The following is a 25,326-nucleotide window of genomic DNA, read 5'->3' as shown; positions in this document are numbered from 1 at the left end:
GCAGCGGCGCTCGCTCAGGCGGACGCCGGGAACACCGGCCAGCGGTCGACGATGCGGCCCTCGTCGACCACCACCAGGTCGCCGAACTGCAGCAGCACCGCTTCGCTCTGGCGCGGGCGCAGGAACAGCCAGTCGCCGGGCTTCAGCGCGGTGGACGGCGACGCCACCAGTACCTGCTGGTTCGACGACGGGCCGTAGAGGCCGCTGGGCTGAACGCCCGGCGGCGACGCCGGATCGGCCAGCCAGTGGCCGCCGTGCATCGCGAACGCGCGGCGCTGGTTGACGTCCCACGCGCGCGCGGCGCCGGCGATCCACTCGACACCCCGCGGCAGCCGGAAGTCGCCGAGGTCCTTCAGCACCGGCGTGGCGATGAAGGCCGCCGGCTGCAGCGCGGCGAGCGAGGGCTTGTCGAAGTCGGCGGGCTTGACGGCCGCCGAGCCGACCGACAGCTCGTTCGCGCTGCTCGAGGCGTCGTGCAGGTGGAAGGTGGGCGAGCCGGCGGCGTTCAGCGTCCAGGGCCCGGCCGGGGGTCCGAGCCGCTGCCTGGCCAGCGCCAGCAGCGCGGCATAACGCCGGGCGGCCTCGGCCTGCGCGCCGCTGCGCGCGCCGGGCAGGTCGGGGATCGCGGCGAGGTGCGCGTCGTAGCCCATCAGGCCGGCGAAGCGCAGCAGCGGCTCGCCGCGGATCAGCTCGAGCAGCGGTGCCAGCGCCGCTTCGTCCTCGACACCGCCGCGGTGCAGGCCGACGTCGATCTCGAGATTGATGCGCAGCGGCAGGTTCTTCGCCCGCGCCAGTGCGCGGTACTCCGCCAGCCGCTCGGCACTGTCGACCAGCCACTCGATGCGCTCGGGCGCGCGGCGCTCGGCGGGCACGTTGTCCAGCACCCAGGCCGCCGCGGACGCCGGCAGCGGCTTGCCGAGCAGCATCTTCACGGCTGGGCGTTCGGTGGCCACCAGCGCCAGCTGCGGCGCGTTGAAGACCATCGCGCGGTCGCTGCGCCAGTCGGCGAGCGCGGCGTCGATCAAACCGAGCGAGGGCAGCGACTTGACGACGACGCGCAGCGGGTGCCTGGCCTGCTGGCGGATCGCGGCGAGATTGGCCTTCAGGCGCGCGCGGTCGATCACCAGCGTGGGCTGCGCGGGCAGCGGTGCGAGGGCTTTCGCCAGGCCCGCAAAGTAAGCGTCGTGCGCGCCGCCGCGGTCGCCCGGCCGCGCCAGTCCGGCGGCGACGAGCCCCGCGGCCGTGCCGCCGATCAGCCAGGTCCGGCGCGACATCGCCATGGTCTCAGCTCCCTTCGAAGAGTCGCCGCAGGTACGGATTCAACAAGCGCCCCTGCGGATCGAGCTCGCGCCTCAGCGCCTGGAAGTCGCGCCAGCGCGGGTACAGCGCCGCCAGCTCGGCCGCCGAGCGGTCATGCAGCTTGCCCCAGTGCGGCCGGCCACCATGCTTGCGAAAGACCTGGCCCACGTCTTTCACGAGGTATTGCCACGGCTCGTCGGCCGCCGCGTGCACGGCGATCGAGCAGCTGTCGCGGCGGTGGAAAGGCGACAGCCAGGCGTCGTCGCCCCGGATGTACCGGAATTCCAGCGGGAAGAAGGCCTCGTCGTGGCGCTCGATCGCCGCCAGCGCATCGCGCAGGCAGGCGAGGCCCGCTTCGCGCGGCACGTGCGCCTCGCTTTCGTTGAAGAGCGTCGGCCGCACGGTGGACAGCAGCTTCCACGACCAGTCGGTGGCCTCCTCGCGCTGGTCCAGGTCGATCAGCTTGGCCGCAAGCCAGCGGCGCAGCTTCGGGAAGCGGCCGGCCCAGTCGCGCAGGCGCTTCAAGTCCTTCAGCACGTCCTCGTCGGCCGAATGGCCGCGTGGCGCCGGCGCTTCGTTCACTTCGTCGTGCACGATCACCGCGCCGACGCCGGTGAACGGCAGCAGGTAACACTCGAAGTGGCGGTGCTTCGCGGCCAGCGCGGGCGCTTCGTCGAGCAGCGCGGCGATCGGCCGCAGCCAGACGCGGCGCTTCAGCACGAAGCGCGGCCGCACGCGCAGCGTCATCTCGCTGATCACGCCCAGCGCGCCGAGCGAGACCTGCGCGGCGGCGAAGAGCTCGGGGCGTTCGCTGCGGCTGCAGGTCAGGCGTTCGCCGCGCGCGGTGACGAGGGTCAGCGCATCGAGCTGCGCATGCAGCGCGGGCAGGCTCGCGCCGGTGCCGTGCGTGCCGGTGGCGCAGGCGCCGGCGAGCGTCTGCACGTCGATGTCGGGCAGGTTCTGCAGCGCGAGGCCCTGGTCGTGCAGCGCCTGCGAGACCAGCGACAGCCGGGTGCCCGCGCCGACGCTCGCCAGGCCCGCGCCGGCATCGACGCGCCGCAGCCCGGCGAAGTGGTCGAGCGCCAGCACCGTGCCTTCGCTCGGCACCAGCGCGCTGAACGAATGCCCGGCGCCGACGCAGCGCAGCGGTGCGGCGCCGCGCTGGAGCAGCTCGGCCAAAGCGCCCTCGTCGGCGGGGGCGACATAGGCGCGCGGCTGGCAGTGTTCGAGGCCGGACCAGTTGCGCCAGCGCGGCGCGGCGGGTGGCGTGGCGGTGGGGGTGGCACCGGCGAGGTCCGGCCGCAGGCCGGCGGCAACCCCTGCCGCGCCGAGACCCGCCAGGAATCCGCGGCGGCGCGTCATCGCAGCCTCCCGGGCCATCGGTCATGTTCAATAGCTATAACTAGCTTTCTCGTGTGGCCCCGGGCCGCGACAATAGGCGCCGCACCATGCCCACCACCCGCACCCGCCGCAGCGCGCCGGCCCCCTCGCCCGCCGGCCCCGACCTCGAGGCCAAGGCACGGCCGCGCCAGGAGCGTGCGCTCGACACCTTCGAGCGCATCCTCGCCGTCACCGCCGAGCTGCTCGGCGAAGTCGGCATCGAGCGCCTGTCGACCAACCTGGTCTGCGAGCGCGCCGGGCTGACGCCGCCGGCGCTGTACCGCTACTTCCCGAACAAGTACGCGCTGCTGCGAGAGCTCGGCGAGCGGCTGATGGCGGTGCAGAACGACCTGCTCGCTGCCTGGGCCACGCCGGCGACGATGAAGCTGGCGCGCGCCGACTTCGAGCGCAGCGTGCTGGTGCTGTTCGCGCAGACGCTGGAGCTGACGCAGCAGGTGCCCGGCGGCGTGTGGATCACCCGTGCGCTGCGCGCGGTGCCGGCGCTGCAGGAGGTGCGCATCGGCTCGCATCGCCATGTCACCGGGCTGATCGAGGACGCCTTCATGAGCGCCTGGCCGCAGGCCGACCGATCGCATGTACGCGTGCTGGCACGCCTGGCGGTCGAGGCCGCCTACGCGACGACCGAGATGCTGTTCGACGACCCGGCGCTCGATGCGCAGGCGGTGGGCACCACGCTGGCCGCGATGATCGGCAGCCAGATCGTCGCGTTGCGCAAGACCTGAGTTCACAGGGACGCCCGCAGTTCCAGGAGCACGCTGCGCGGCGGCGTCAGCGTCACGAAGTGCGCGCCCAGGCCGTCGGCCAGCGTCCACAGCCGCGACACGTAGCGCTTGTCGAGCAGGTTGTTGGCCACCACGCCGATGCCGAAGCGGCCGTCCGACGAGTCCCAGCCGATGCGCGCATCGAGCCGCTCGCGCGGGCCGCCGACACGGAAGGCCGGCGTTGTATTGCACGCGCCCTGCAGCGCGAGGTCGGTGTTGCAGCGCCGGGCACCGACATAGGCCGCCGACAGCCGCGCCGAGAGCTGCCCGCCCGCGAGCGGCCAGCGCCCTTCGACACCGGCGGCCCCCGAGAAGCGCGGTGCGCCCGCCGGCTGGCCGCCGGCATCGCTGCCGTCCAGCGCGGTGTGGCGGCGGTAGGTCTGGTCCAGCCACTCGCCGCTGGCGAAGAGCCGCCAGTCGCGGCTGGGCGTCCACTGGGCCTCGACATCGAGGCCGGTCGCCTGCTGGTCGCTGACCGTCACCTGGTACGCCGGGATGCCGGCCTGGTTGCCCGAGGGCACGAGGTTGAGCTGCTGCAGGTTGGTGAAGCGGTAGCGGAACAGCGACGCGTTCAGCTGCACGCCGGCCCGCGGCCAGCCGCCCTTGAGACCCAACTCGACATTGACCACCTTCTCGGGCTCGTAGCGGCCGTTGACCTGCAGGCCGTTGAAGCCGCCGGCCTGGTAGCCGCGCGTCCACGACGCGTAGGCCATCCAGTCCGGATGCAGGCGGTGGTCGATCACCAGGCGCGGGCTGGCATCGGTCCAGCGTTTTTGCACCTCCACCGGCCGCGCCTCGGCGCCGCGGCTGTCGAGCAGCTGGCTGTTGCGCAGCAGCGCCTGCAGCGCGGCCGCCTCGTCCGGTGTCATCACGTCGGCGGCAACCAGGCCGTCGAAGAAGCCCCCGGCGGCCAGCGCATCGAGCTGCGCATCGAGGCCGGTCGCGGTGCGCGGCGGGCTCGACCACGAGAAGCGCTTCTGGTCGCGCGTGAAACGCAGGCCGCCGGTGACGCGCGTCGCCGGCGTCCATTGCCAGATCACGTCGCCGTACAGCGCCGCGGCGCGGTTGCGCGCGCGGTTGTGCATCGCCTCGGTCCACGGCAGGCCGAGCAGGTCGATGCCGGGGACGCCGAGCAGCTGCGTCAGCATGTTCACCGTGCTGAAGGCCGGCAGCCCGGCGACGTTGCCGAACAGGGCATCGAGCGCCGTGGTGTTGGTGAGGATCTCGCTGGTCTGCGACGCGCGCTCGCCGAAGAAGCTCAGGCCCGCCACCCAGTCGAACGCGCCTTGCTTGCCGGCCAGTCGGAACTCCTGCTGCCAGGTGGTGCTGTCCTCGATGTTCGCGGTGGCCAGGAAGGTCTCGGCGCGCCGCGTGCCGTCGTTGTCCTGGCGGTTCAGCGCATCGAAGCGCCGCCACGCGGTGGTCGACGTGAACTCCGCCCACGGCAGCGTGTGCTGGAAACGCAGCGTCGCGCCGTCGAACTCGCGCGCCTCGCGGCTGTCCGGCATGTCGTTGTAGAGCGGTGCCTTGAACGGATCGAGGTAACGCGCCGGGACCACCGGATACGGCAGCGCCGTACCCACTGGCGGCTCGGCCTGCAGGCCGAAGGCCGCGCGCGAGCGCTGGTCCAGCTTCTCGTGCTCCCACGACAGCGTCGCGCTCGTCGCGTCGCCCAGGCTCCAGCGCAGCGCGAGCCGCGTGCCCCAGGCGTCGTCGCCCCCTTCGTGCTGGCCGCTGCCGGCGTCGCGTGCCCAGCCGTCGGAGCGCTGCGCGACCGCGCTCACGCGCAGCGCCAGGTTCTCGCCCAGCGGCTGGTTCAGCATCGCCTGCGCCTGGCGCGCCCCGTGGTTGCCGACGCGCACCAGGCCGTTGGCCGCGAAGTTCGCGACCGGCGCGTTGGTGATCACCGAGATCGCGCCGCCCGCGCTGTTGCGGCCGAACAGCGTGCCCTGCGGGCCCTTGAGCAGCTCGATGCGCTTGATGTCGTTGAAGTTCAGCAGCGCACCGCCGGTCTTGCCGGTGTAGACACCATCGACGTAGAGGCCGATCGGGCTGTCGGTGCCGATCAGGAAGTCCTCGTTGGCGATGCCGCGCAGCGACACGAAGGGCTGCGTCGGTTGCGTGTTGTCGATCTGCAGGCCCGGGAGGTAGCCATTGAGGTCGGCGAGGTTCACCGCGCCGAGCTTGCGCACCTCGTCGGGCGACAGCACCTGCATCGTGATCGGCACCGTCTGCGCCTGCTGGCTGCGGCTTTGCGCGGTGACGACGATCTGCTCGGCGGCGGGCGCGGTCTGCGCCAGCGCGGCGCCCCCGCCCGACAGCAGGGCGAGCGAAGCCAGCGCCGTGCGCCGGAGCAGCCGGCGGCGCGGTCGGATTGCGGTCATGGCGAATCTCCTCCGTTCGGAGGAAATATAGCGATGACTATCTAACTCGAACCGAGGGCTTTCCCGCGCCCGATGCACGGGTCAGATCACGATGACGCTCGCTTCGTCCGTTCTCGGCCCGTTGCGGACGCTCGCGTGGGTGGTCGATGGACTGGCGATGTGCAGAGCGACAAAGGCGCGGGCGGGCAGGCCGCATCGCGCGAGTCCGGCGGTCGGCCCCTGGGGGGCCGACTTCCCGGGCTTGAGCGGCTCGGGGGCGCGCCGTCCATTTAGCTTCGCTCGCTGCGCTCGCTACGCACAGCGCCGGCGAGTCAGTTGTCGAAGCTCGCTTCGCTCGCCGCCCCCGAACCGCTCAAGCCCGGCGCCTCCCACGCGCGCTGCGGCCTGCCCGCCCGCGCCTTTGCGAGCCACCGAGGACTTTGAAGGACCGCATGCCACCACCTCGCAGGAGAGCGGCTCGGGGTGCGGGCACGGCGGGCCGTGGGAGGCGGTGAGGACCGCAGGCCCGGGGCCGGCGAGCGAAGCGAGCATCGACAACTGACTCGCCGGCGCTGTGCGCAGTGAGCGAAGCGAACGAAGCTAAATGGACGGCGCGGCCCCGGGCCGAGGACCGCAACGGAGTCGGCCCCCCAGGGGCCGACCGCCGGACTCGGCCCGCCGTGCCCGCACCCCGAGCCGCTCGGGCGCTCCACACCGTGCAAAGAACAGCGGCTTCCCCACGCGAACGTCCGCAACGGTCCGCGACGGGCCGCAACGGACAGTGCGATCAGCGGGTCACGCCGCCCCGAGCCACAGCGCCGTGCGGTAGGTGACGAAGGCGGCGGCATACGCCAGCGCGAACAGGTAGGCCGCGGTGATCAGCGGCACGCGCCAGCCGCCGGTCTCGCGCTTGATCGTCGCCAGCGTGCTGAGGCATTGCGGCGCGAACACGTACCAGGCCAGCAGCGACAGCGCGGTGGCCAGGCTCCAGCGCTGCGCGATGATCGGCGCGAGCGTCTCGCCGGCGTTCTCGGCCGTCGCGGCCAGCGCGTAGACCGTGCCGAGCGCGCTGACCGCGACCTCGCGCGCGGCCAGCCCCGGCACCAGCGCGATGCTGATCTGCCAGTTGAAGCCGATCGGCTCGAACAGCACCGCCAGCCCGCGGCCCAGCGTGCCGGCCAGGCTGTACTCGATCGCCGGGCCGGTGGCGCCGGCCGGCGGCGCGGGGAAGCTGGCCAGCCCCCACAGCGCCACCGTGAGCACGAGGATGATGCCGCCGACGCGGCGCAGGAAGATGACGGCGCGCTGCTTCAGCCCGATCGCCATGTTGCGCAGGCGCGGCCAGTGGTAGGCGGGCAGCTCCATCATCAGCGTGCGCACCTGGCCGCGCGCGGTGAAGTGCTTCAGCACCCAGGCCACCGCCATCGCGCCGGCGATGCCCGCGAGGTACAGGCCGAACAGCACCAGGCCCTGCAGCTCCACGCCGCCCAGCACCTCGCGGCGCGGGATGAAGGCGCCGATCAGCAGCGCGTAGACCGGCAGCCGCGCCGAGCAGGTCATCAGCGGCGCGATCAGGATCGTCACCAGCCGGTCGCGCGGATCGGCGATCGTGCGCGCGGCCAGGATGCCGGGTATCGCGCAGGCGAAGCTCGACAGCAGCGGGATGAACGACCGCCCCGACAGGCCGACGCTGCCCATCAGCCGGTCGAGCAGGAAGGCCGCGCGCGGAAGGTAGCCCGACTCCTCGAGCACGAGGATGAAGAAGAACAGGATCAGGATCTGCGGCAGGAACACCAGCACGCCGCCGACGCCGGCGACCAGGCCGTCGACGACCAGGCTGCGCAGCCAGCCTTCGGACATGGCGCCGCCGACTGCCGTGCCCATCCACGCGGTGCCGGCTTCGATCCAACCCATCGGCGCTTCGGCCCACGCGAAGACCGCCTGGAAGACGAGGAACAGCACGATCCCCAGCAGCAGCGGGCCGGCCACCGGGTGCAGCACCAGCTTGTCGAGGCGGTCGCTGGCGGCATGCGGCACCGCGTCGTCGAGTTGCAGGCGCTGCAGCAGCGCGCGCACGGTGTCGTGGTCGCTGGCGGCATCACCCGAGGGCCGCTCGGCGGCGGCACCCGCGGCACGCCACACCGCCGCATCGTCCAGCAGCGCGCGCAGGCTTTCGGCGCCATCGCCGCGCACCGCAACCGTCCGCACCACCGGCAGCCCGAGCTCGCGCGACAGCGCCTGCTCGTCGATGCGCAGCCCGCGCTGTTCGGCGAGGTCGACCATGTTCAGCGCGATCACGCAGGGCAGCCCGAGCCGCCGCACAGCCAGCACCAGCCGCAGGTTGCGGCGCAGGTTGGTCGCGTCGACGACGCAGACCACGAGGTCCGGCCGTTTCTCGCCGGTGGCCTGGCCGCGCAGCACCTGGACGGTGACCGCTTCGTCGGGCGAGCGCGGATGCAGGCTGTAGGCGCCCGGCAGGTCGAGCAGGCGCAGCGCCTTGCCGGCCGCGCTGAGCAGCCGGCCCTCCTTGCGCTCGACCGTCACGCCGGCGTAGTTCGCTACCTTCTGGTGGCTGCCGGTCAGGCGGTTGAAGAGCGCGGTCTTGCCGCAGTTCGGATTGCCCACCAGCGCGACCAGCGGGCCGCCCCGGTGCACGTGGATGACCGCGCTGGTCACGACGGCGTCAGCACGCGGATGCAGCGGGCCTCGGCGCGGCGCAACGCGAAGGTGGAGTCGCCGATGCGCACGACCAGCGGATCATGGCCCGGCCACGCCCGCGCCATCAGCGTCACCGGCTCGCCTTCGATGAAGCCGATCTCGGCCAGGCGCTGCGCCCATTCGGGCGCATGCGGCGGCGGCGCGATGGCCCGCACGGTGGCGGGCCGGTGCAGCGCGAGGTCGGCGAGGGTGAGCGGCGGGGCGGTGGCGGTCATGGGACGGGACCCGAAGGCAGGGTCCCGTCATATTAAACGCGAATGATTCGCATTGGCTTGACCCGCGTCAGGCCCCGTTCACCCGGGTGCCGTCAGCGCGCGTAGGCCTGCAGGTCACCGCACAGCCGGTCGAGCAGCGCCGCGTCGGCCGCAGCCAGCGTATTGCCGGCGCGCAGGCGCATCGCGCGTTCGATGCCCTGCAGGCGGAAGAACAGCTCGTCCTCGACCGCCTCGACCTCCGCGGTGTCGCTGGCATTGGCCAGCGCATCGGCGCTCCACAGGCCGCTGGCGTACCAGCCGGTGCGCAGGCGGCCGAGCAGGTGCTGCGCGAGGCCGAGCGCCTCGACCAGCGCCGGCGCCGTGGTTTCGCGGCGCGCCTCGGCCACGCCATCGAGCGCCGACTTCAGTGCCGCGTCCAGGCGCGCCAGGCGCATGCGCACGTCGGCGGTCTTCAGCGCCGGGTGCAGCTCGGGCTCGGCGCGCGCGGCCTCGGCGATGCGGCCGACCCAGCCGAGGTCGAACTCGCCCGGCACCACCCGCAGCGCGACGCTGATGCGCGCCAGCCACGGCCGCTCGCCGCGCAGCACCGCCAGCGCGGCCTCGGTCACCGCGACCAGCCGGCCCAGCGGCGACACCGCCTCGCGCTGCAGGCCGTGCGGATACCCCGAGCCGTCGAGGCGCTCGTGGTGCTCGCCGATCGCGCGCGCGATCGCCGCCGGGTAGTTCGTCAGCTGCGCGACCAGCAGCTGGCCGACGTGCGGATGCACGACGAGGTGCTGGTAGCTCTGGAAGTCCATCGCCCGGTCGGCATCGGCTTCGCCGTGGTGCGGCGCGATGTACATCTCGCCCAGGTCGTGCAGCAGGCCGCACAGCATCGCCACGCGCAGCTCGGCGGTCGAGCCGCCTTGCGCGCACATCAACGCGCCGGCCAGCGCCATGCCTTGCATCGCGTGATCGAAACCTTCGGGCCGCGAGGCCTGGCCGGCGGTCAGCAGCAGCTGCACCACCGAGTGCAGCGGCAGCTGCGGCACCTCGTGCGCGATGCGCGCGGCATGCGGCCGCAGCAGCGCGGCCAGCGGCGTGGTGCCGTCGACCAGTTGCTGCAGGCCCTGCTGCAAGGTCTGCGTCGTGACGCCGTCCTCGGCCATCAGGCAGCTCTCGAGCGGGTTGCGCAGCTGGCGGTCGAGCAGCTTGCGCTGCAGCGAGGCCGACACCGGCTGGTCGCGTGCCCACAGCTTGGTCCCGGAGAGGTCGAAGATGTCGCGCGACGCGATGATGGTCTTCGTCTGGCTGGCCTCGAGGATGGTGGCCAGGGCATGCGGGTTCGCGGTGCCGAAGGCGGCCTGCGCGGCTTGGGTCATGACGACGCTCCGAAGGGACGGGGATGCCTTCGTCATCGGCCCGCTGGCGCCGCACTGAACGGGCGATTGGTGTCCGATCGCAACCGCTTGCGCCAGCTCAAGCGATGCGCCCGAGCGCTTTCGCCAGCGTCTGGCGCGACTTCGCATAGTCCGCCCACGGGTCCTCCTTCACGAAGGACAGGTGCTCGCGCGCGTCGGCGATGGTCCAGTGCGCGCCGCTCCTGATCTCCGGCAGTTGGTCCCAGGCGATCGGCATCGACACGCCCAGCCCGGGCCGCGCCCGCGCCGAGTACGCGGCCGCGGTCGTCGCGCCATGGCTGTTGCGCAGGTAGTCGACGAAGATCCGGCCGACACGGTTCGACGCGCCGCTCTTCGCTACGAAGCGGTTGGGAATGACCTTCGCGAGGTGCTGCACCACCGCCTGCGAGAAGTTCTTCACCGTGTCCCAGTCGTGCTGCGGCTTCAGCGGCACCACCACGTGCAGGCCCTTGCCGCCGCTGGTCTTCAGCCAGGATTTCAGCCCCAGCTCCTCGAGCAGCCCGCGCACCAGCACCGCCGCCTCGATGACCCGCGGCCAGGCCACGCCTTCGCCGGGGTCGATGTCGAAGATCACGCGGTCGGGGTGCGCGATGTCGCGCACGGTGGCGTTCCAGGTGTGGAACTCGATGACGTTCATCTGCGCCGCACCGGCCAGCGCCAGCGCGCTGGGCACCTCCAGCAGCGCCTGGTGATCCGGCCAGAGCGCCGGGTCCAGCGTCTTGAGCTCCGGGATGCGCAGCGCTTCCGGATGCTTCTGGAAGAACAGCTCGCCGCCCACCCCTTCCGGCCCGCGCACCAGCGAACACGGCCGGCCCTTCAGGTGCGGCACCATCCAGTCCGCGACGCTCTCGTAGTAGCGCACGAGGTCGAGCTTGGTCAGGCCGGTCGAGGGGTCGATCACGCGCTCGGGATGCGAGACCTTCACCTGACGCCGATTCGACGCGTCCACGGCGCCGTTCTTCGCGGCGCTCGCCGGCCTTCGTTTCGCCGCCGGCGCCGGGTCCACCGGCCGCGGCACTTCGCGGCGCACCTGCTCGGCGGGCTTGTCGAACCGCAGGCCCTCGAACGTGGCGTGGCGGATCTGCTCGTCGGGCGTCCACTCCGCGAAGGTGACCTCGGCGACGAGCTGCGGCTCGACCCAGCGCTCCTGCCCGGCGTTGCGGCGCGACCAGCGGCCCGACGGCGGTGCGGCATCGCCGGCGAACGGCGACGTCGCGCGCTCCAGCGGCACGAGCCGGTCCTTCAGCTCCGCGGCGCTGCGGCCGTCCCAGCCGGTGCCGACGCTGCCCACCGGAACCAGCTTGCCGCGCTCGTCGAGCACGCCGAGCAGCAGGCTGCCGATCTCGCGCGCGCGGCGTTCGCCGCCGCGGTCGGTGAAGCCGCCGATGACGAACTCCTGGCGCTGCCGCGCCTTCAGCTTCAGCCAGGTCTCGGTGCGCCGCGACACATACGGTGCATCGGCACGCTTGGCCATCAGGCCTTCGAGCTTCAGCTGCCGCGCCGACAGCAGCAGGCTCGCCGGATCGGCGTCGAAGGCGGCGGAAAAACGCAGCCGGCCGGCGCCGGGGTCGCCGTCTTCGTCCCGATCGCGCAGCACCTGCTGCAGCAACGCGCGGCGTTCGCGCAGCGGCGCCGCGCGCAGGTCCCAGCCGTCGAGGTACGGCAGGTCGAACAGCATGTAGACGATCTGTTCCGAGCGGCGGTGGTCGAACGCGTTCTGCAGCGCGTTGAAGCTCGGCAGCCCGTCGGCGCCGAAGACGACCACCTCGCCGTCGAGCCACGCAGACTTCAGCGCCAGCGCCCGCAGCGCGTCGGCGATCGGCCGCATCTTCGCGGTCCAGTCATGGCCGCCGCGGGTGATCAGCGCGACCTCGCCGTTCGCGATGCGGGCCATCACCCGGTAGCCGTCGAGCTTGACCTCGAACAGCCAGTCGCCGCGCTCGGGCAGCGCGCTGGTGGCGGTGGCCAACTGGGGGCCGAGCTTGTCGGGCAGCGCAGCGCGCTTCGCGCCGGTCAGGTCGCCCGGCTGGCGCACCACGCCGGCTTCGTCGACCAGGCCGCCGCCGCGGCCCGGCAGCGCCGCCGCATCGGCCGGCGGCAGCGGCTTGGCGACCACGCTGTCGGGCAGCGCGCTGACCACGTCGTATTCGGCCCGCGGCCGCGCATAGGCGTCGCGCTTCTTGAACAGGATCCATGGCACCTGCTTCTCGCGCTTCGCGGCAGTGCCGCCGGAAGCCGGCTTGTCGCCGTGCACGTCGCGCTCCTCGTCCTTCTTCGCGATACGCACCAGCTCCCAGCGGCCGGCCAGCTTCTGCCCATGCAGCGCGAACACGAGCTTTCCGTCGGCGAGGCCCTGGTGCGCATCGCCCACCGGCTCCCAGGTACCACGGTCCCAGACGATGACGCGGCCGGCGCCGTACTGGCCCGGCGGAATGACGCCTTCGAAGGTGTTGTACGAGATCGGATGCGCCTCGACCTGCACCGCCATGCGCTTGTCCTGCGGGTCGAAGCTCGGCCCCTTCGGCACGGCCCAGGACAGCATCACGCCGTCGAGCTCGAGACGGAAGTCGTAGTGCAGGCGCGACGCGTCGTGCTTCTGCACGACGAAGCAGAGCGCACCGTCGCCGGCGGCGGCCACATCGCCCGCAGGCTCGGGCGTGCGCTGGAAGTCGCGCTTGGCGCGGTAGTGCTGGAGCCTGTCGACCGATCTGGAACGCGACGCCATCAGCGAGCGCCCGGCCGCACTGGACCCCGGAGGGGTCCGCTCACGCGAACCCGGGGCGCCGAGCCCCACCCGGGGCGAACGAATGACGTGAGCAGGGGCCAGGTCATCCGGCGATTTTGGCCCCGTCCTACACCCGCGGGCCCGTCTGCCTACAGACGTCGCCGCGGGGCCTGCCTAGGCTGAAACCATCCATCCCACCATCAGGAGAACGCAGATGGCCAGCAGCAGCATCCAGGGCGGCATCCCCGTCCAGCCCCGGGCCCGCGGACGCGATGTCGAGGCCCTCGGGCCGAGCGACAGTTCCGACAGCGGCAGCGACGTGATCGGCGAACAGCCGCTGGCGACCGAGACCGACAACCCCGGCGAGCTCGGCGCCGTGCCGGCCCACCGCGACAGCGCGAGCGATGCGCTGGGCACAGGCGAACGGGCCACCGCGACCGGCAACGACGCGCGCGACGGCGCGGACCTGCTGCCCGACCGCATCATCGACGGTTCGGCGCACAGCATCGATCAGATGCTCGACGCCGCCGACGAAGCCGCCCTGCTGCCGGAGGACGAGGCAGAGGACGACGAACTCGACGGCGACGACGAACGTTGAAGAAGATCCCCGGCGGCTGCCTGCCCGCCGGGGAGGATGCGCATCAGCGCAGCTCGCGGCGGCGACGCCACGCGGCCGCACCGACCACCCCCAGGCCGGCCAGCGCCAGCGCGTAGGTGGACGGCTCCGGCACCGGCGTGACACCCACCAGCTGACCGCGCACGGCACCGCCAGGATCGGCGGCCGTGTGCACGTTCACGTAGGCCAGCTGACCCTGCAGCATGTCGAGGAACGACATCGCCGGATGGCCCGCGTTGTTGGCACCCGCCGGCGTCTCCGGAATCATCGTCACCGGCACGTCGTCGCCGCCGACCAGCAGCGTCGAGCCCATGTTCAGCGAGACGAAGGGCGAACCGTCGAGCGCGACACGCACCGGCGCGTTCTCGGTCGTCGTGGCCGCGCCGTGGATGTGATAGCCGCTGGCGGCCGTGCCCGCCGCGGTACCGCCGGACAGCCCGAAGACGGCCATCGTGAAGTCGTAGGTGTCGTCGGTCAGGGAGGCCGTGTCATGCGTGTCGTAGATCAGCGACGCGAGGCCGGTGGCAGCGGAACTGCTGCTGCCGACTTCGTTGGCGCCGTTCAGCGTGGCGTTGAAGGTGTACGTGACGGCCGAGGCCGCCAGCGGCACCATGCCGAGCGCGGCCGCGCCCAGCAGCGAAACGAGGGTTTTGTTCATGGGGACATCCTTGGATCGATTGAGGAAAGTCGGCGGGTCGTGAGCGACGCGGCCGTGCACCGCCGAGGGCTCTGCACGGCTCGAAGCTGACCTTAATCCAAACCAGCCTCGATGGCCGCGTACTTTTGATGCAAGCACATGTTCCAGGATCAGCCCCTGGCAATGACGCCCTGTTGCAGTTGTCCCTTGACACGTCTTTTGGGTGATACGTCTCGGAACATGGGTAACGCCGGCACCGCCTTCGGGCCTTTTCTGGCCGCGTCTTTTCAACGTTATCACCCAGAACTCACGACTCGTCACGCGGGCCGCAACCTTTGCGCTTCACGGTTCTTTACCGAGGCTTCACGCGGCAACGGTGAACCGCGTGCGCTGTCGCGCCGTTGAGACGGTGCAGGCCCCTCGAGCGGGCCAAGACCCCAGAAGGAGTACGGTGAACATGAGCAACAAGACCCAGTGGATCGTCGCGGCGCTCGGCCTGGCGGGCGCGATGGCCGCCGGCACCGCGCATGCGGGCGGCAACGTGCAGTGGTCGGTGTCGATCGGCGTGCCGCTGCCGGTGATGGTGAGCCCGGCGCCGGTCTACGTGCCGGCCCCGCGCGTGATCGTGCCCGCCGCAACGGTGGCCTACCCGGGCTACCCGGTCTACGGCCACAACCCCGGCCACCACTACGGCCACAACCCCTACTACCGCGGCGTGCGCAGCGGCGACCGCGACGGCGACGGGATCCCGAACCAGCTCGACCGCGTCTACAACCCGCGCTGGGATCGTGACGGTGACGGCATCCCGAACCGCCACGACCGCCGCTACACCCCCGGCTGGGACCGCGATGGCGACGGCGTGCCGAACCGCTACGACCGCGACAGCCGCTGGGATCGCGACGGCGACGGCATCCCGAACCGCAACGACCGCCACCCGGGACGTCGCGGCTGAACGGCAAACCGCGCCGCGCCATCGACAGGATGGCGCTGGCGCGGCGCGGCTCGGGTGACCCTCAGAGGCGCACGACCGCCGGCGCCTCTTCGTCGTTGGGGTCGTCAGGCTCCGACGGATGGACCGGCTCTCGCGGCGGCGGCAGCTCGCGTTGCGGCGATGGCTCCCGCAGCGGCGGTAGCTCCCGCGGCGCCGGTGCCGGCAGCTCGCGCGGTGTGGACCAGCGCAGTACCGGCGCCGGGGCTGGCGGTACCGGCGTGAGCGTCTGCACCGGGGCCGCACGCAGGCCCTGCAGGTTCGGCACCACCGGCGGCGCGTCCGGCGGCGACAGCGGCGCCTGGATCGGCGGCGGCAGGGTCGGCCGGGGCGGCGCCGTTGGCGGCAGCGCGCCGGCCGCCAATGCGGCATGCAGCATCGGGGACGTCTGTGCACCCGGATCGGCCGACATGTCTTCGGGCACGGGTTCGGGCTTCGGCAGCACCGGGAAGCGCGCACGCTGGTCGATCCGGCCCGCCTGCAGGCCCGCGCGCAGGAAATCGCCGACGATCAGCAGCGCGTTGCGGCCACCCTGGCCCCAATGGTTGCTGCGCATCGTCACGCGCTGGTCGTTGAAGCCCACCCACGCCCCGGCGACGAGGTCCGGCCGCATCGCGATGAACCAGCCGTCGGTGTTGCGCTGCGTCGTGCCGGTCTTGCCCGCCACGTCCACGCGCAGGCCGAAGCGGCTGCGCAGCCAACCGCCGGTGCCGCTGTTCACCGCATCGCGCAGGATGTCGACCATCTCCAGGGCCTGCGTCTCGGTCAATACACGCTGCGGCTCGGGCGCGAAGCGCGCCAGCTCGCGACCGTGGCGGTCGGTGATGTGGCTGATCAGCACCGGCTGGCGCTTCACGCCCAGCGAGGCGAAGCTGCCATAGGCGCCCGCCAGCTCCAGCAGCGTGACCGGGCTCGTGCCCAGCGCGAGCGAGGGCACTGGATCGAGCTTCGCGCGCGAAAGGCCCATCAGCTGCGCATAGCGGATCACCGCCGACACGCCCACGCGCCGCATCACCTGCGCGGTGATGGTGTTCTTCGAACGGGCCAGGCCCTCGCGCACGCTCAGCGGCTCGCCGGTGGCCTCGCCGACGTCGCGCGGCGACCAGACGGTGCCGTCCGGCAGCGGGATCTCCACCGCCTCGTCGTAGAGGATGTCGGTCGAGCGGATGCCCGACTGCAAGGCCGCGCCATAGACGAAGGGCTTGAAGGTCGATCCCGGCTGACGCTGCGCCTGCGAGACATGGTCGAACTGGTCCTGCGCCGGATCGCGGCTGCCGACATGGGCGCGCACCGCGCCGCTGGTGGGGTCGATCGCGACGAAGCCGGCCTCGAGCCGCGTCTTCTGGAACTTCAGCGCCTGCAGCGCGTCGCGGTCGGCCAGGCCACGGCGCAGCGCCAGCGCGTCGTCCAGCCCGGCCGCGCGCGCCTCACGGTAGGCCGGCGTCTCCCGCGCCAGCTCGGCCAGCAGCGTCGGCTGCTGCGACCAGAAATGCGTGAAGGCCGTCGGCGAACGCGCCGGTTCGCCACCCGGAGAACGCGCCGTTTCAGTCTGGCCGCCCTGCCCGGCCGCCAGCGCATCGGCACCGGTGCGCAGCGCCGGCTTGCTCCACTCCTGGTCGGCCACCGCCTGCAACAACGCCGCCTGCCGCCGCACGGCCTGCTCGGCCAGGGCCTGCAGGCGGGTATCGATCGTCGTGTGCACCGTCAGGCCCTCGACGCGCGGATCGGCGCCCTGCGCCTCGGCCCAGTCGTCGAGCTGCGCGCGCACCAGGCGCACGAAATGCGGCGCGTGCTGCGGGCCCAGGTCCAGCCGCTGCAGGTGCACGCCCAGCGGCTGCGCAGTCGCGCGGGCGCGGGTCGCCTCGTCGATGGCGCCGGCGCGCGACATCAGCGTCAGCACCAGGTCGCGGCGCGCCTTCGCGCGTTCGGGCGCCTGCTCGGGGTCGTAGCGCTTCGGGCCCTTCAACATCGCCACCAGCAGGGCCGATTCGTGCAGATCGAGCTCCTGCGCCGACTTCGAGAAATAGGTTCGCGCGGCCATCTCGACACCGGTCACGCGGTAGGGGAAGCGCACCTGGTTCAGGTACAGCGTCAGGATCTGGTCCTTCGTGTAGGCGCGCTCGATCTTCAGCGCCAGCGTGATCTCGCGCAGCTTGCGCAGCAGCGATCGCTCCATGCCGATGCGCTGCGGGAAGAGGTTGCGCGCGAGCTGCTGCGTCAAGGTCGACGCCCCCTGGATCTCGCCGTTCATCACGTTCCACGCGGCACCGACCATGCGCCGCAGGTCGAGGCCGTGATGTTCGTAGAAGCGCTTGTCCTCGGTGACCAGCAGCGCCTGCACCAGCGCCGGCGACACCTGGTCCAGCGTGCGCGAGGCATGCAGGCGCTCGCCGAGCGTGTCGATCAGCACGCCATCGGCCGACAGGATGCGGGTCGGCTGCTCGGCCGCCCGTTCGGCGACCGCGGTGGCGTCGGGGGTGTGGCCCACCAGCCACCACGCGCCTGCGGCACACAGCAAGGCCAGCGGCACCAGCACCATCGACGCCCACAGGGCGACGCTCACGGCCACGCGCGGCCATCGCGGATCGCTCCGCAGGACGGAAGAAGCCGCGGGGCGGGCTGCCGGAGGGTCGTCGCGCGAGGTGTCCATGGCGGCGATGGTCGTCAAGATCGCCGCACGTGTCGTTCGGGCGCTGCCGCGAGCGACTGTGGGTGCGCTCCTACAGCCCTCGCGTCAGCCGCCACGCTACCCGCCGCGCCGCGTGCACGCTGCCTAGAATGCCGCTCCTCCGGGGCCGATCGACGAGGCCGGCATGCCCAAACTGCTGTGGGTGGCACTGCCCCTGCTGGCCGCGCTGGCCTGGCTGGCGCTGCAATGGCTGCGCGGCCGCCCACCGTCTCGCCTGGCGCTGAACATCGGCGCCAGCCTGCTGCTGCTGGCCTACGTCGGCACCACGGCGGGCCTCGGCATCTTCTGGGTCGCGAACCAGCAGCTGCCGGTGTTCGACTGGCACTACCTGTTCGGCTACGGCACCGTGCTGCTGGTGCTGCTGCACCTGGGCTTCAATTTCCCGCTGGTGTGGCGCTGGATCACGCGGCGGGGCGCGGCGCGACCTTCGGCGGCGGTCGACGACGCGTCGGCGCGGCGCGGCACGCTGGCCCTGCTCGGCGGCGGGTTGTTCGCGGCACTGGCCTTCATGCTCGGTCTGCGCCACGGGCGCAGCGAGCTGCGGCTCGATTCGGCGCCGCTGGCGGGTGCAGGTACGGCTGCCGGCGCGGCGCCGGCCCGCGTCGCCGGCGGCGATGCGCTCGCGCTGGTCGAGCGTTTCCACGCCTTCTCGTCGCACTCGCGGCGCGGCGTGCTGCTGCGTGCACCGAGTGTCGACTGGGGTGATCCGCCGGCGCCATTCAAGCGTTATGCCGATGCGCCGAGCATCACCCTGCCGCCGCCCCGGTCACACCGCGGGGCGGCCTTCGACGGCGTGGCGCTCGGCACGCTGCTGTGGCATGTCGCCGGCGTCACCGAAGAACGCGGCACGCTGAAGCTGCGCGCATCGCCGTCGTCGGGCGCGCTGTTCTCGACCGAGCTGTACGTGGCCGTGCGGGCGCTGGACGGGCTGGCGCCGGGCCTGTGGCACTACGACGCCGAGCACCACGCGCTGGAGCGGCTGTCGGCCACCGCACCGGACGATGCGGCGCTCGGTGCCGCCGCCGATCCGGCGCTGGCCGGCGCCGAGGTGCTGCTGCTGGCCACCGCGCTGTTCCGCCGCAGCGGCCACAAGTACCGCGACCGCACCTACCGCTACGTGCTGGCCGACCTCGGCCATGCGCTGGAGAACGCGCTGCAGGCGGGCGCGGCGCTGGGCCGGCGCGTGCAGTTCGTGCACCGGTTCGACGAGTCCCGCGCCGCGGCCGCGCTGGGGGTCGACGAAGCGGAGGAAGGCGTGCTCGCGCTGCTGGCGCTGCATGAGTCCGCGCGGGCGCCGGTGCTCGCGTCGACGGGCGCGCAGCGCTGGGCGCCGCCGGCCCTCGGCGGCGACACGGCCGAGCGGCTGGGCATCACCGGCACGCTGCACCGCGCGACCTCGCTGCGCGCCGCGGTGGACGGGCCGTCGGCATCGCCACCGGCCTCCGCCGCCTCGTCACGCGATGGCGCCCATGGCGGCGCGATCGCGCTGCCGCAACCGGCCGCACCGCCGCACGATGGCGTGCTCGCGCTGATCGCGCGTCGCCGCTCGGTGCGGCGCTTCGCCAGCGCGGCCCTGCCGCTCGAAACGCTCGGCGGTCTCATCGCCGGGCTGCGCACGCCGGACCCGTGGTCGGCCGCATTGCGCATGCACCTCGTCGTGCACGCGGTGAACGGCCTCGCCGCCGGCGCCTACCGCATCGACCTCGATGCACACCGGCTGCTGCCGCGCCGAGCCGCCGGCGTCACGCGCGCGGCCCCGCGCGCGGCCGCGCTGGACCAGGACGTGATCGGCGATGCCGCCGCGGTGTTCATGCTGACGGTCGACCGCGCGGCCTTCGCCGCCGACCCCGCCGGCGCCGCCCGCGGATACCGCCATGCCCTGCTCGAAGCCGGCCGGGTCGGCGAACGGCTGTACCTCGAAGCCGGTGCACGCGGGCTCGGCGTCTGCGCGGTCGGCGCGTTCTACGACGAAGAGGCCGCGGCCCTCATCGGCATCGACCCTGCCCGCGCGTGGGTGGTGCACCTCGCGGCGCTGGGAGTCCGGTGAACCGGGCCGCAGGCCTCGGCGACGGCCCGCGCCGGCCGGACCCGAGCGCCGCGTGCCGCTAATTTCCGGCCAACGTGCCGCGCGCCTTCGTTGCCGAGCGCCGCTGCGACGCGCCGGCGCGTTCGGTGCTGCCTTCTTCGCTCGGGATGTCGCGCTCCTGGCGCTGCTCGGGCTCCTCGTGGTCGAGCCCCGGCGTGCGCGGCATCGGACTCTGCAGCGGCGGCAGCGAGTCGCCCTCGGTAGGCGGCTTCGGGGAATGGCGGTTCATGGCGATCACCTGAGAGGAGGTTGTCGACGAGCAGGCAAGCGGTGTGCCGGCCGCTGTCGGCCGCTTCCTACCGCCAGTCGCGCGCTCGGACGACCGGCCATCGGCGCAGCGTTGGATGAAATGGCGCATCGCTCGCCCGACGAGCCGAACGAGGTTTGCGCATGAACGCTCCCGACTACCGCGAGTTCTTCGAACGTTACGTCGACGTCTTCAACCAGGTTCTCGACGGCCACGCGCCGGCCGAGCAGGTGCGCGCGAGCTACGCCGAGCACTTCGTCAGCGCCAGCGCCGGCGGCATGGTGCAGGGCGGCGCGAACGACGAACGCTACGCGCAGGTGCTGCGCGACGGCGCCGAATTCCACCGCCTGATCGGCACCCAGCGCATGCACCTGCGCGGCGTCGAGGCGATGCCGATCGACGAGCAGCACGACCTCGTGCGCGTGCGCATGCGCAGCGACCACGAGCGGCGCGATGGCCAGCCGCTCGGCCTGGACTTCGTCGTCACCTACCTGCTGCAGCGCCGCGACGGTGGACCGAAGATCTTCGCCTTCATCGCCGGCGACGAGATGGCGCTGTACCGCGAGCACGGGCTGGTCGACGAGCAGGGCCGGCCGCGCTGAATCGGCGCCCACGGCGGAGCCGCGCTCCGCTACAGTGGGCCGATGAGGTCATCGCGCACCGGGTCGTTGATCGCCTGCCTGATCGGCTGCTTGATCGCCGCGGTCGTCGCCGGTCTCGCGGCCACGGCGCCCGCCGCCGAGGCGCCGCTGTCGGTGGCCGCACCGAGCTTCCCTGTCAGCTTCGTGCTCGACCAGTTCACCGCCCGCGCGGCCTTCTTCGCCGGCAAGGCCACCGGCGAGCCTTCGCTGCCGGCATCGAAGGCGGTGCGCGAGCTGCAGCTGATGATCGCCAACGCGCGCACCGAGCTGCGCCCGGTGGCCGACGACAAGTGGGACCGCCTGGCGGCCGACCGCATCACGATCCTGCGCGCGCTCGACCGCCAGCTGCTGGCCCTGCCCGACCCCGCCGCCGACCGCGGCCGCATCGAGCGCCCGGTGACGCTGGACGTGGGCGCCGCGCTGAAGGCCCTGCCCTTCGATGCGTCGACGCCGGTGCTGCGCCGCGTCGAGGGCGCCTCGCACTACTTCCGCGCCGGCCGCGACGCGCGCATCACGATCACCACCAACCTGCCGACCGCCGGCACGCTGAGCTACGCGGTGACGCTGGCCGGCCAGCCCGCGCCGCCCGGCTGGCTGCAGGTGCAGCCGCCGGACAAGCTGCAGCTGACCATCCCCGCCGCCGCGCTGGCCCCGCTGTTCGTCGACCGCGCACTGACGCACGTGCCGCTGGAGCTGACCGCGCTGATGCCGCAGGGTTCGTGGAAGTTCTGGCGCTCCGACACCGCGCAGATCAAGTACCCGATCAGCCTGGAGCTGTTCCCGCGCAAGCCGATGGCCTATCAGCTGAAGGAAGCGGCCGCGCCGACCGCCGTCGACGACAAGCGCACGCTGCTGACCAGCAGCAGGCCGCAGAGCATTCCCGGCTGCGGCAGCGCCGGCTGCGAGCGCGATCACACCGTCTGCCGCGAGGCTCCTGCCGGCGCAAAGCCGCTGGAGACCGTGAACTACACCGACAGCGTGACCCCCGGCGGCGACGGCAGCGGCTGGACCGGCGGCGTGATGCCCTCGGGCAACGGCTTCTGCGCGTTCTACAAGCAACGCTCGCCGGCCACCGCGCGCAGCGTCAACTTCGAGGTGCGCTACCACCCGTCGACCGGCGAAGCCACGTTCACCGAGCGCAAGCTGAAGCCCGTGCAGCCCGACAAGCCGGGTGATGCACCGGCCGATGCCGATGCGCTGGAGGTCGGGCGCGCGTACAGCGGCGAACTGTCGCCGCAGATGCAGGGCTACACGCTCGTGCTGACGGCGTTCACCGGGCAGACGTGGACGGCGACGGGGCCAACGCCGGCACCCGTCTCGACGGCGCCCGCCGCGACGCCGCCGGCGCTGCTGCAGGCCGGGCCCCTGGAGCGCGCGGGCGAACGCAGCCGGCTGGCCGTGCGGTTCAACTTGCCGTGGTGATCACGCCGTGCCGGGCCGATCCGACCATCCGCCGGCGGCGCTGGGTGCTGGCCGGCCTGCTCGGCGCAGCGCTGGCCGCCCTCGAAGCTTGCACCGTCCCGCGGCCGGCGGCCGACTCGGGGCTCGACCTGCGCGGCGCGCCGCTGATCCTGCTCGGTGAAGTGCACGACAACGCCGCCCAGCACGCGCTGCGCGTGCAGGCCCTGCGCGAGTTGCTCGACACCGGCGCGCGGCCGGCGCTGCTGATGGAGCAGTTCGACCGCGAGCAGCAGGCGGCCCTGGACGCGGCCCGCACCGCGCCCGGCGCGTCACCGGCCTCGATCATCGCTGCCGCCGGCGGCAGCGGCTGGCACTGGCCGCACTACGAACCCTTTCTCGCCCTCGCGCTGCAGCACGGGCTGGTGGTGATCGCCGCCAACGTGTCGCGGACCGATGTGCGCCGTGTCATCGCCGATGGCCTCGCGGCGCACGGCTTCGACGCCGCGGTGCCCGAGGACCTGATGGCGCTGCAGGTCGAGGCCCTGGTCGCCGGGCATTGCGGCCAGCTGGATGCGAGCGGCGCGCGGCGCCTCGCGCTGGCGCAGGTGGCGCGCGACCAGTTCATGGCGCGCCTGCTGGTCCGGCATGCGGCCGGCGGCGCGGTGCTGCTGGCCGGCAACGGCCATGTGCGCAGCGATGCCGGCGCGCCGCGCTGGTTGCCGCCGGCCGAACGCGCGCGCAGCCGGGTGATCGGCCTGCTGGAGTCGGACGCCGACCCGCCCGGCCGCTTCGACCGTGTGCTGCGCACCGAGGTGCAGCCCCGGCCCGACCCCTGCGCTGCGTTGGTTCCCGCCCGCCCCGGCTGAGCCTGGCCTCGCAGGTCCGGGCCACCACGCCAACAGGCCGCGGACGCTCCATCGGCTTGCTAATGCGAACGATTCGCATTACAGTAGGGCCCATGAACGCCACGCCCCGTTTCGCCTCCCTCGCACCGGCACCGTCCCGCGACCACGCGGCGGCCCCGTCGTCGCCCGCGCCGGTGCGACGCATGCCCTGTGCGCGCCTGCAAAGCTCGGCCCTCCTGGCCGGCGCCCAGGAGATCGAGATCGACCACCTGGGCGCGATCTACCGGCTGCGCATCACCTCGCTCGGCAAGCTGATCCTGACCAAGTAGCCCCCGCGGCATGCAGCGCGCTGACACCTTCCAGCAGCCGACGCGGCCGGAGACGGTACGCGCCGGCTCGCGCCGCCGCCGCCTGTGGGAGCTCGGCTCGCATGCCCATTGCCCGGTGATCGGCGTGTGCCTGCCGATCGGCGCGCTGAGGCGCCTGACGGACAAAGTGCTCGGCGTGACGGACAAAGTGCCCGGCGCACAGGCGCTGGCCGGCGACCACGAACTGCACTGCGGCGCGATCGCCGAGTGCCGGCTGCGCACCCGGCTGGCCGAGGCCCTGCAGAAGGAGCTCGACCGGCGTCACGCGCCTGCGCTGCGCCGCGCCGCGACCCTGAAGACGACCGACGCGCTCGCCGCGTGGTGGCGCGAGGCCGCCGCTGGCCCCGACCTGGCCGGCCGCTTCTGGGCGGTGATGACGCACGCGCGCTGCGACGATGCGCTGGCGCATGCGGTGCTCGGCGACGTGCACATGCTGCAGCACCAGATCGGCATGGCCACCCGCGTCGACGCGGCGCGCTTCGATGCGCTGATCGACGAGAACGCGGTGCTCGCACGCGAGCTCGGCGCGGTGCAGCAGCGGGCCACGCGCCTGGCCACCGAGCAGGCCCGCCGCATCGCGCAGCTCGATGCGCTGGCGATGCAGCTGCGTGCCGAGCTCATCGGCCGCGACACCACGATCGCCCAGCTGCGCGAGCAGCTGGCGGCACTGGAAGCCGCGGCCCCGGAGCTGCGCACGCGCTTCGAGCTCGCCCGGGAGAACCGCGCGCTGGCGGAGCAGGTGCACGCGCTGCAGCGCCAGGCGCTGCAGGCGCGGCAGGACGCCGAGCGCCAGCGCCGGCGGGCGGATGAAGCGCTCGCGCTCCAGGCGCCCGACGCCGTGGCGCCCCCGGCCGCCGCGACGGCCTCGCCGCTGCACGAGCGCGCGGTACTCTGCGTCGGCGGCCGCTCGGCCAGCGTGCCGGCCTACCGGCGCCTGATCGAGCGCACCGGCGGCCGCTTCCTGCACCACGACGGCGGCGAGGAGGGCAAGGTCGCCCAGCTCGACGCCACGCTGGCCGCCGCCGACCTGGTGATCTGCCAGACCGGCTGCATCAGCCACGACGCCTACTGGCGCGTGAAGGACCACTGCAAGCGCACCGGCAAGCGCTGCGTCTTCGTCAGCAACCCCAGCAGCTCGGCGCTGGAGCGCAGCCTGATCCGCCTGATGCGCGCCGGCGCGCCGGATGCCAGCGCCGCGGACGGCCGCGTCGTCGAGCTGCAGGCCGCGACGGCCGACGAAGCCCAGGCGTTGAAGTAAGCGGCCAGGCCTTCAGCGGTCCGCGGCCCGCAGCGCGTCGCGCTCGGCGCCCGACAGCACGCGCGGCGTGACCACCGGCCGGCCGGCGGCATCGAAGAACGCCGTCGGCCGCTGCGCACCGGCCAGCCGCGCGCGCAGAAGGAAGCCGACGGTGCGGGCGATCGTGCGCAGGGATGCGCGCGGCTCTGCGAAGGCCGAGACATCGCCCAGCGCGAGGCGGCCGTGCACATGCGTCGGCGCGCCGAAGAGGCGCTGCGCGCTCGCGTCGTCCACCTCGAGGCAGGCGCGCAGCAGCCCGACGAAGGGCCAGCCGGCGCCCAGCGCATTGCCGATCGGCGTCGCGCAGCAGGCGCTGTGGAAGCGCAGCATGCCCTTGTCGCTGAGCTTGAGGCAGGCCAGCTGCTCGCGGCCGGTGTCGAGCGTGATGCGCGCCGGCGTGGTCTGCCAGACCGCCGAACCGCCGAAACGGTCGAGCAGCTCGGGCCGCTTCAGCGCGCGCACGAAGGCCCGGCAGTCGTCGCAGTAGCAGACCACGTGCAGGCCCGGCCGGCGCCGGCCGGATGACGAGGCATCGACGCGGCCACGCAGCCGGCCGCAATGGCAGCGCAGGGTCAGGATGTCGGCATTGGGTCGTGCGGTCGTCATCGGCAGCAGTGGAAGGCGCTCGC

General features: G+C 72.9%; 20 protein-coding genes. 9 read left to right on the top strand and 11 right to left on the bottom strand.

The window, feature by feature from the left end; genetic code table 11:
- Positions 1 to 14: 14 nt before the first annotated feature.
- Both P1K89_RS26635 and P1K89_RS26630 read right to left on the bottom strand, forming a co-directional pair.
- The gene (locus tag P1K89_RS26635) at positions 15 to 1,280 is read right to left on the bottom strand and encodes an alanine racemase (RefSeq protein ID WP_284619567.1); all 1,266 of its coding nucleotides are present in this window, start codon (positions 1,278 to 1,280) and stop codon (positions 15 to 17) included.
- Positions 1,281 to 1,284: 4 nt separating this feature from the next.
- Complete coding sequence (locus P1K89_RS26630; RefSeq protein ID WP_284619566.1) at positions 1,285 to 2,661, bottom strand: D-arabinono-1,4-lactone oxidase; 1,377 nt, start codon at positions 2,659 to 2,661, stop codon at positions 1,285 to 1,287.
- A gap of 86 nt (positions 2,662 to 2,747) precedes the next feature.
- Here P1K89_RS26630 and P1K89_RS26625 point away from each other — a divergent pair, with 86 nt between their 5' ends.
- Positions 2,748 to 3,422 (top strand): TetR/AcrR family transcriptional regulator, encoded by a 675-nt coding sequence (locus P1K89_RS26625; RefSeq protein WP_284619565.1) that lies wholly within the window; start codon positions 2,748 to 2,750, stop codon positions 3,420 to 3,422.
- Between the two features lie 2 nt (positions 3,423 to 3,424).
- On the opposite strand, the gene P1K89_RS26620 is transcribed toward P1K89_RS26625, so the two are convergent.
- The 5 genes from P1K89_RS26620 to ligD form a co-directional block, all read right to left on the bottom strand.
- On the bottom strand, positions 3,425 to 5,845 hold the full coding sequence (locus tag P1K89_RS26620) for a TonB-dependent receptor (RefSeq protein WP_284619564.1): 2,421 nt from the start codon (positions 5,843 to 5,845) through the stop codon (positions 3,425 to 3,427).
- 774 nt (positions 5,846 to 6,619) lie between these two features.
- Positions 6,620 to 8,500, bottom strand: a complete 1,881-nt coding sequence (feoB, locus tag P1K89_RS26615) for a ferrous iron transporter B (protein ID WP_284619563.1) — start codon at positions 8,498 to 8,500, stop codon at positions 6,620 to 6,622.
- Positions 8,497 to 8,757 (bottom strand): FeoA family protein, encoded by a 261-nt coding sequence (locus tag P1K89_RS26610; protein WP_284619562.1) that lies wholly within the window; start codon positions 8,755 to 8,757, stop codon positions 8,497 to 8,499. Before P1K89_RS26610 ends, feoB begins: the two co-directional genes overlap by 4 nt.
- A gap of 92 nt (positions 8,758 to 8,849) precedes the next feature.
- Positions 8,850 to 10,118, bottom strand: a complete 1,269-nt coding sequence (locus P1K89_RS26605; protein ID WP_284619561.1) for an HD-GYP domain-containing protein — start codon at positions 10,116 to 10,118, stop codon at positions 8,850 to 8,852.
- A 97-nt stretch (positions 10,119 to 10,215) separates the two neighbouring features.
- Positions 10,216 to 12,882, bottom strand: a complete 2,667-nt coding sequence (gene ligD, locus P1K89_RS26600) for a DNA ligase D (RefSeq protein WP_284619560.1) — start codon at positions 12,880 to 12,882, stop codon at positions 10,216 to 10,218.
- 214 nt (positions 12,883 to 13,096) lie between these two features.
- On the opposite strand from ligD, the gene P1K89_RS26595 reads away from it, so the two are divergent.
- Positions 13,097 to 13,480, top strand: coding sequence for a hypothetical protein (locus P1K89_RS26595; protein WP_284619559.1), 384 nt, complete (start codon positions 13,097 to 13,099; stop codon positions 13,478 to 13,480).
- A 43-nt stretch (positions 13,481 to 13,523) separates the two neighbouring features.
- On the opposite strand, the gene P1K89_RS26590 is transcribed toward P1K89_RS26595, so the two are convergent.
- Positions 13,524 to 14,156: a CHRD domain-containing protein gene (locus P1K89_RS26590; protein ID WP_284619558.1), complete on the bottom strand. Its 633-nt coding sequence runs from the start codon at positions 14,154 to 14,156 to the stop codon at positions 13,524 to 13,526.
- 436 nt (positions 14,157 to 14,592) lie between these two features.
- Here P1K89_RS26590 and P1K89_RS26585 point away from each other — a divergent pair, with 436 nt between their 5' ends.
- Positions 14,593 to 15,087 carry a hypothetical protein gene (locus P1K89_RS26585; RefSeq protein WP_284619557.1) on the top strand — a complete coding sequence of 165 codons (495 nt, stop codon included), beginning with the start codon at positions 14,593 to 14,595 and terminating at the stop codon, positions 15,085 to 15,087.
- Between the two features lie 61 nt (positions 15,088 to 15,148).
- On the opposite strand, the gene P1K89_RS26580 is transcribed toward P1K89_RS26585, so the two are convergent.
- Positions 15,149 to 17,686, bottom strand: a complete 2,538-nt coding sequence (locus P1K89_RS26580; protein WP_284619556.1) for a penicillin-binding protein 1A — start codon at positions 17,684 to 17,686, stop codon at positions 15,149 to 15,151.
- A 250-nt stretch (positions 17,687 to 17,936) separates the two neighbouring features.
- On the opposite strand from P1K89_RS26580, the gene P1K89_RS26575 reads away from it, so the two are divergent.
- Positions 17,937 to 19,859, top strand: coding sequence for a SagB/ThcOx family dehydrogenase (locus P1K89_RS26575; protein WP_284619555.1), 1,923 nt, complete (start codon positions 17,937 to 17,939; stop codon positions 19,857 to 19,859).
- A gap of 58 nt (positions 19,860 to 19,917) precedes the next feature.
- Here P1K89_RS26575 and P1K89_RS26570 read toward each other — a convergent pair whose 3' ends face one another.
- Positions 19,918 to 20,127 (bottom strand): hypothetical protein, encoded by a 210-nt coding sequence (locus P1K89_RS26570; protein ID WP_284619554.1) that lies wholly within the window; start codon positions 20,125 to 20,127, stop codon positions 19,918 to 19,920.
- A 161-nt stretch (positions 20,128 to 20,288) separates the two neighbouring features.
- On the opposite strand from P1K89_RS26570, the gene P1K89_RS26565 reads away from it, so the two are divergent.
- The 5 genes from P1K89_RS26565 to P1K89_RS26545 all read left to right on the top strand — a co-directional run bounded on the left by P1K89_RS26565 (position 20,289) and on the right by P1K89_RS26545 (position 24,658).
- Complete coding sequence (locus P1K89_RS26565; RefSeq protein WP_284619553.1) at positions 20,289 to 20,747, top strand: DUF6841 family protein; 459 nt, start codon at positions 20,289 to 20,291, stop codon at positions 20,745 to 20,747.
- A gap of 42 nt (positions 20,748 to 20,789) precedes the next feature.
- Complete coding sequence (locus P1K89_RS26560) at positions 20,790 to 22,208, top strand: hypothetical protein (protein WP_284619552.1); 1,419 nt, start codon at positions 20,790 to 20,792, stop codon at positions 22,206 to 22,208.
- The gene (locus tag P1K89_RS26555; RefSeq protein ID WP_284619551.1) at positions 22,205 to 23,053 is read left to right on the top strand and encodes a ChaN family lipoprotein; all 849 of its coding nucleotides are present in this window, start codon (positions 22,205 to 22,207) and stop codon (positions 23,051 to 23,053) included. The genes P1K89_RS26560 and P1K89_RS26555 overlap by 4 nt, the downstream gene beginning before the upstream one ends.
- 92 nt (positions 23,054 to 23,145) lie before the next feature.
- Positions 23,146 to 23,361 carry a hemin uptake protein HemP gene (gene hemP, locus P1K89_RS26550; protein WP_284619550.1) on the top strand — a complete coding sequence of 72 codons (216 nt, stop codon included), beginning with the start codon at positions 23,146 to 23,148 and terminating at the stop codon, positions 23,359 to 23,361.
- Positions 23,362 to 23,371: 10 nt separating this feature from the next.
- On the top strand, positions 23,372 to 24,658 hold the full coding sequence (locus P1K89_RS26545; RefSeq protein ID WP_284619549.1) for a DUF2325 domain-containing protein: 1,287 nt from the start codon (positions 23,372 to 23,374) through the stop codon (positions 24,656 to 24,658).
- 12 nt (positions 24,659 to 24,670) lie between these two features.
- On the opposite strand, the gene P1K89_RS26540 is transcribed toward P1K89_RS26545, so the two are convergent.
- Positions 24,671 to 25,303, bottom strand: coding sequence for a DUF6151 family protein (locus P1K89_RS26540; protein WP_284619548.1), 633 nt, complete (start codon positions 25,301 to 25,303; stop codon positions 24,671 to 24,673).
- Positions 25,304 to 25,326 lie beyond the last annotated feature (23 nt).

Source organism: Aquabacterium humicola, assembly GCF_030167915.1.
In the GTDB taxonomy this organism is placed as follows: domain Bacteria; phylum Pseudomonadota; class Gammaproteobacteria; order Burkholderiales; family Burkholderiaceae_C; genus Pseudaquabacterium; species Pseudaquabacterium humicola.
The sequence above is the reverse complement of the archived record's forward strand: the minus strand, read 5'-3'. Positions and strand labels throughout refer to the sequence as shown.

Coding starts and splice junctions, on each gene's coding strand:
- P1K89_RS26545 (WP_284619549.1), top strand. CDS start 23,372: ATGCAGCGCGCTGACACCTTCCAGCAGCCGACGCGGCCGGAGACGGTA.
- P1K89_RS26635 (WP_284619567.1), bottom strand. CDS start 1,280: ATGGCGATGTCGCGCCGGACCTGGCTGATCGGCGGCACGGCCGCGGGG.
- P1K89_RS26590 (WP_284619558.1), bottom strand. CDS start 14,156: ATGAACAAAACCCTCGTTTCGCTGCTGGGCGCGGCCGCGCTCGGCATG.
- P1K89_RS26610 (WP_284619562.1), bottom strand. CDS start 8,757: ATGACCGCCACCGCCCCGCCGCTCACCCTCGCCGACCTCGCGCTGCAC.
- P1K89_RS26630 (WP_284619566.1), bottom strand. CDS start 2,661: ATGACGCGCCGCCGCGGATTCCTGGCGGGTCTCGGCGCGGCAGGGGTT.
- P1K89_RS26540 (WP_284619548.1), bottom strand. CDS start 25,303: ATGACGACCGCACGACCCAATGCCGACATCCTGACCCTGCGCTGCCAT.
- P1K89_RS26560 (WP_284619552.1), top strand. CDS start 20,790: ATGAGGTCATCGCGCACCGGGTCGTTGATCGCCTGCCTGATCGGCTGC.
- P1K89_RS26595 (WP_284619559.1), top strand. CDS start 13,097: ATGGCCAGCAGCAGCATCCAGGGCGGCATCCCCGTCCAGCCCCGGGCC.
- ligD (WP_284619560.1), bottom strand. CDS start 12,882: ATGGCGTCGCGTTCCAGATCGGTCGACAGGCTCCAGCACTACCGCGCC.
- P1K89_RS26605 (WP_284619561.1), bottom strand. CDS start 10,118: ATGACCCAAGCCGCGCAGGCCGCCTTCGGCACCGCGAACCCGCATGCC.
- P1K89_RS26625 (WP_284619565.1), top strand. CDS start 2,748: ATGCCCACCACCCGCACCCGCCGCAGCGCGCCGGCCCCCTCGCCCGCC.
- P1K89_RS26585 (WP_284619557.1), top strand. CDS start 14,593: ATGAGCAACAAGACCCAGTGGATCGTCGCGGCGCTCGGCCTGGCGGGC.
- P1K89_RS26620 (WP_284619564.1), bottom strand. CDS start 5,845: ATGACCGCAATCCGACCGCGCCGCCGGCTGCTCCGGCGCACGGCGCTG.
- P1K89_RS26570 (WP_284619554.1), bottom strand. CDS start 20,127: ATGAACCGCCATTCCCCGAAGCCGCCTACCGAGGGCGACTCGCTGCCG.
- P1K89_RS26565 (WP_284619553.1), top strand. CDS start 20,289: ATGAACGCTCCCGACTACCGCGAGTTCTTCGAACGTTACGTCGACGTC.
- hemP (WP_284619550.1), top strand. CDS start 23,146: ATGAACGCCACGCCCCGTTTCGCCTCCCTCGCACCGGCACCGTCCCGC.
- P1K89_RS26575 (WP_284619555.1), top strand. CDS start 17,937: ATGCCCAAACTGCTGTGGGTGGCACTGCCCCTGCTGGCCGCGCTGGCC.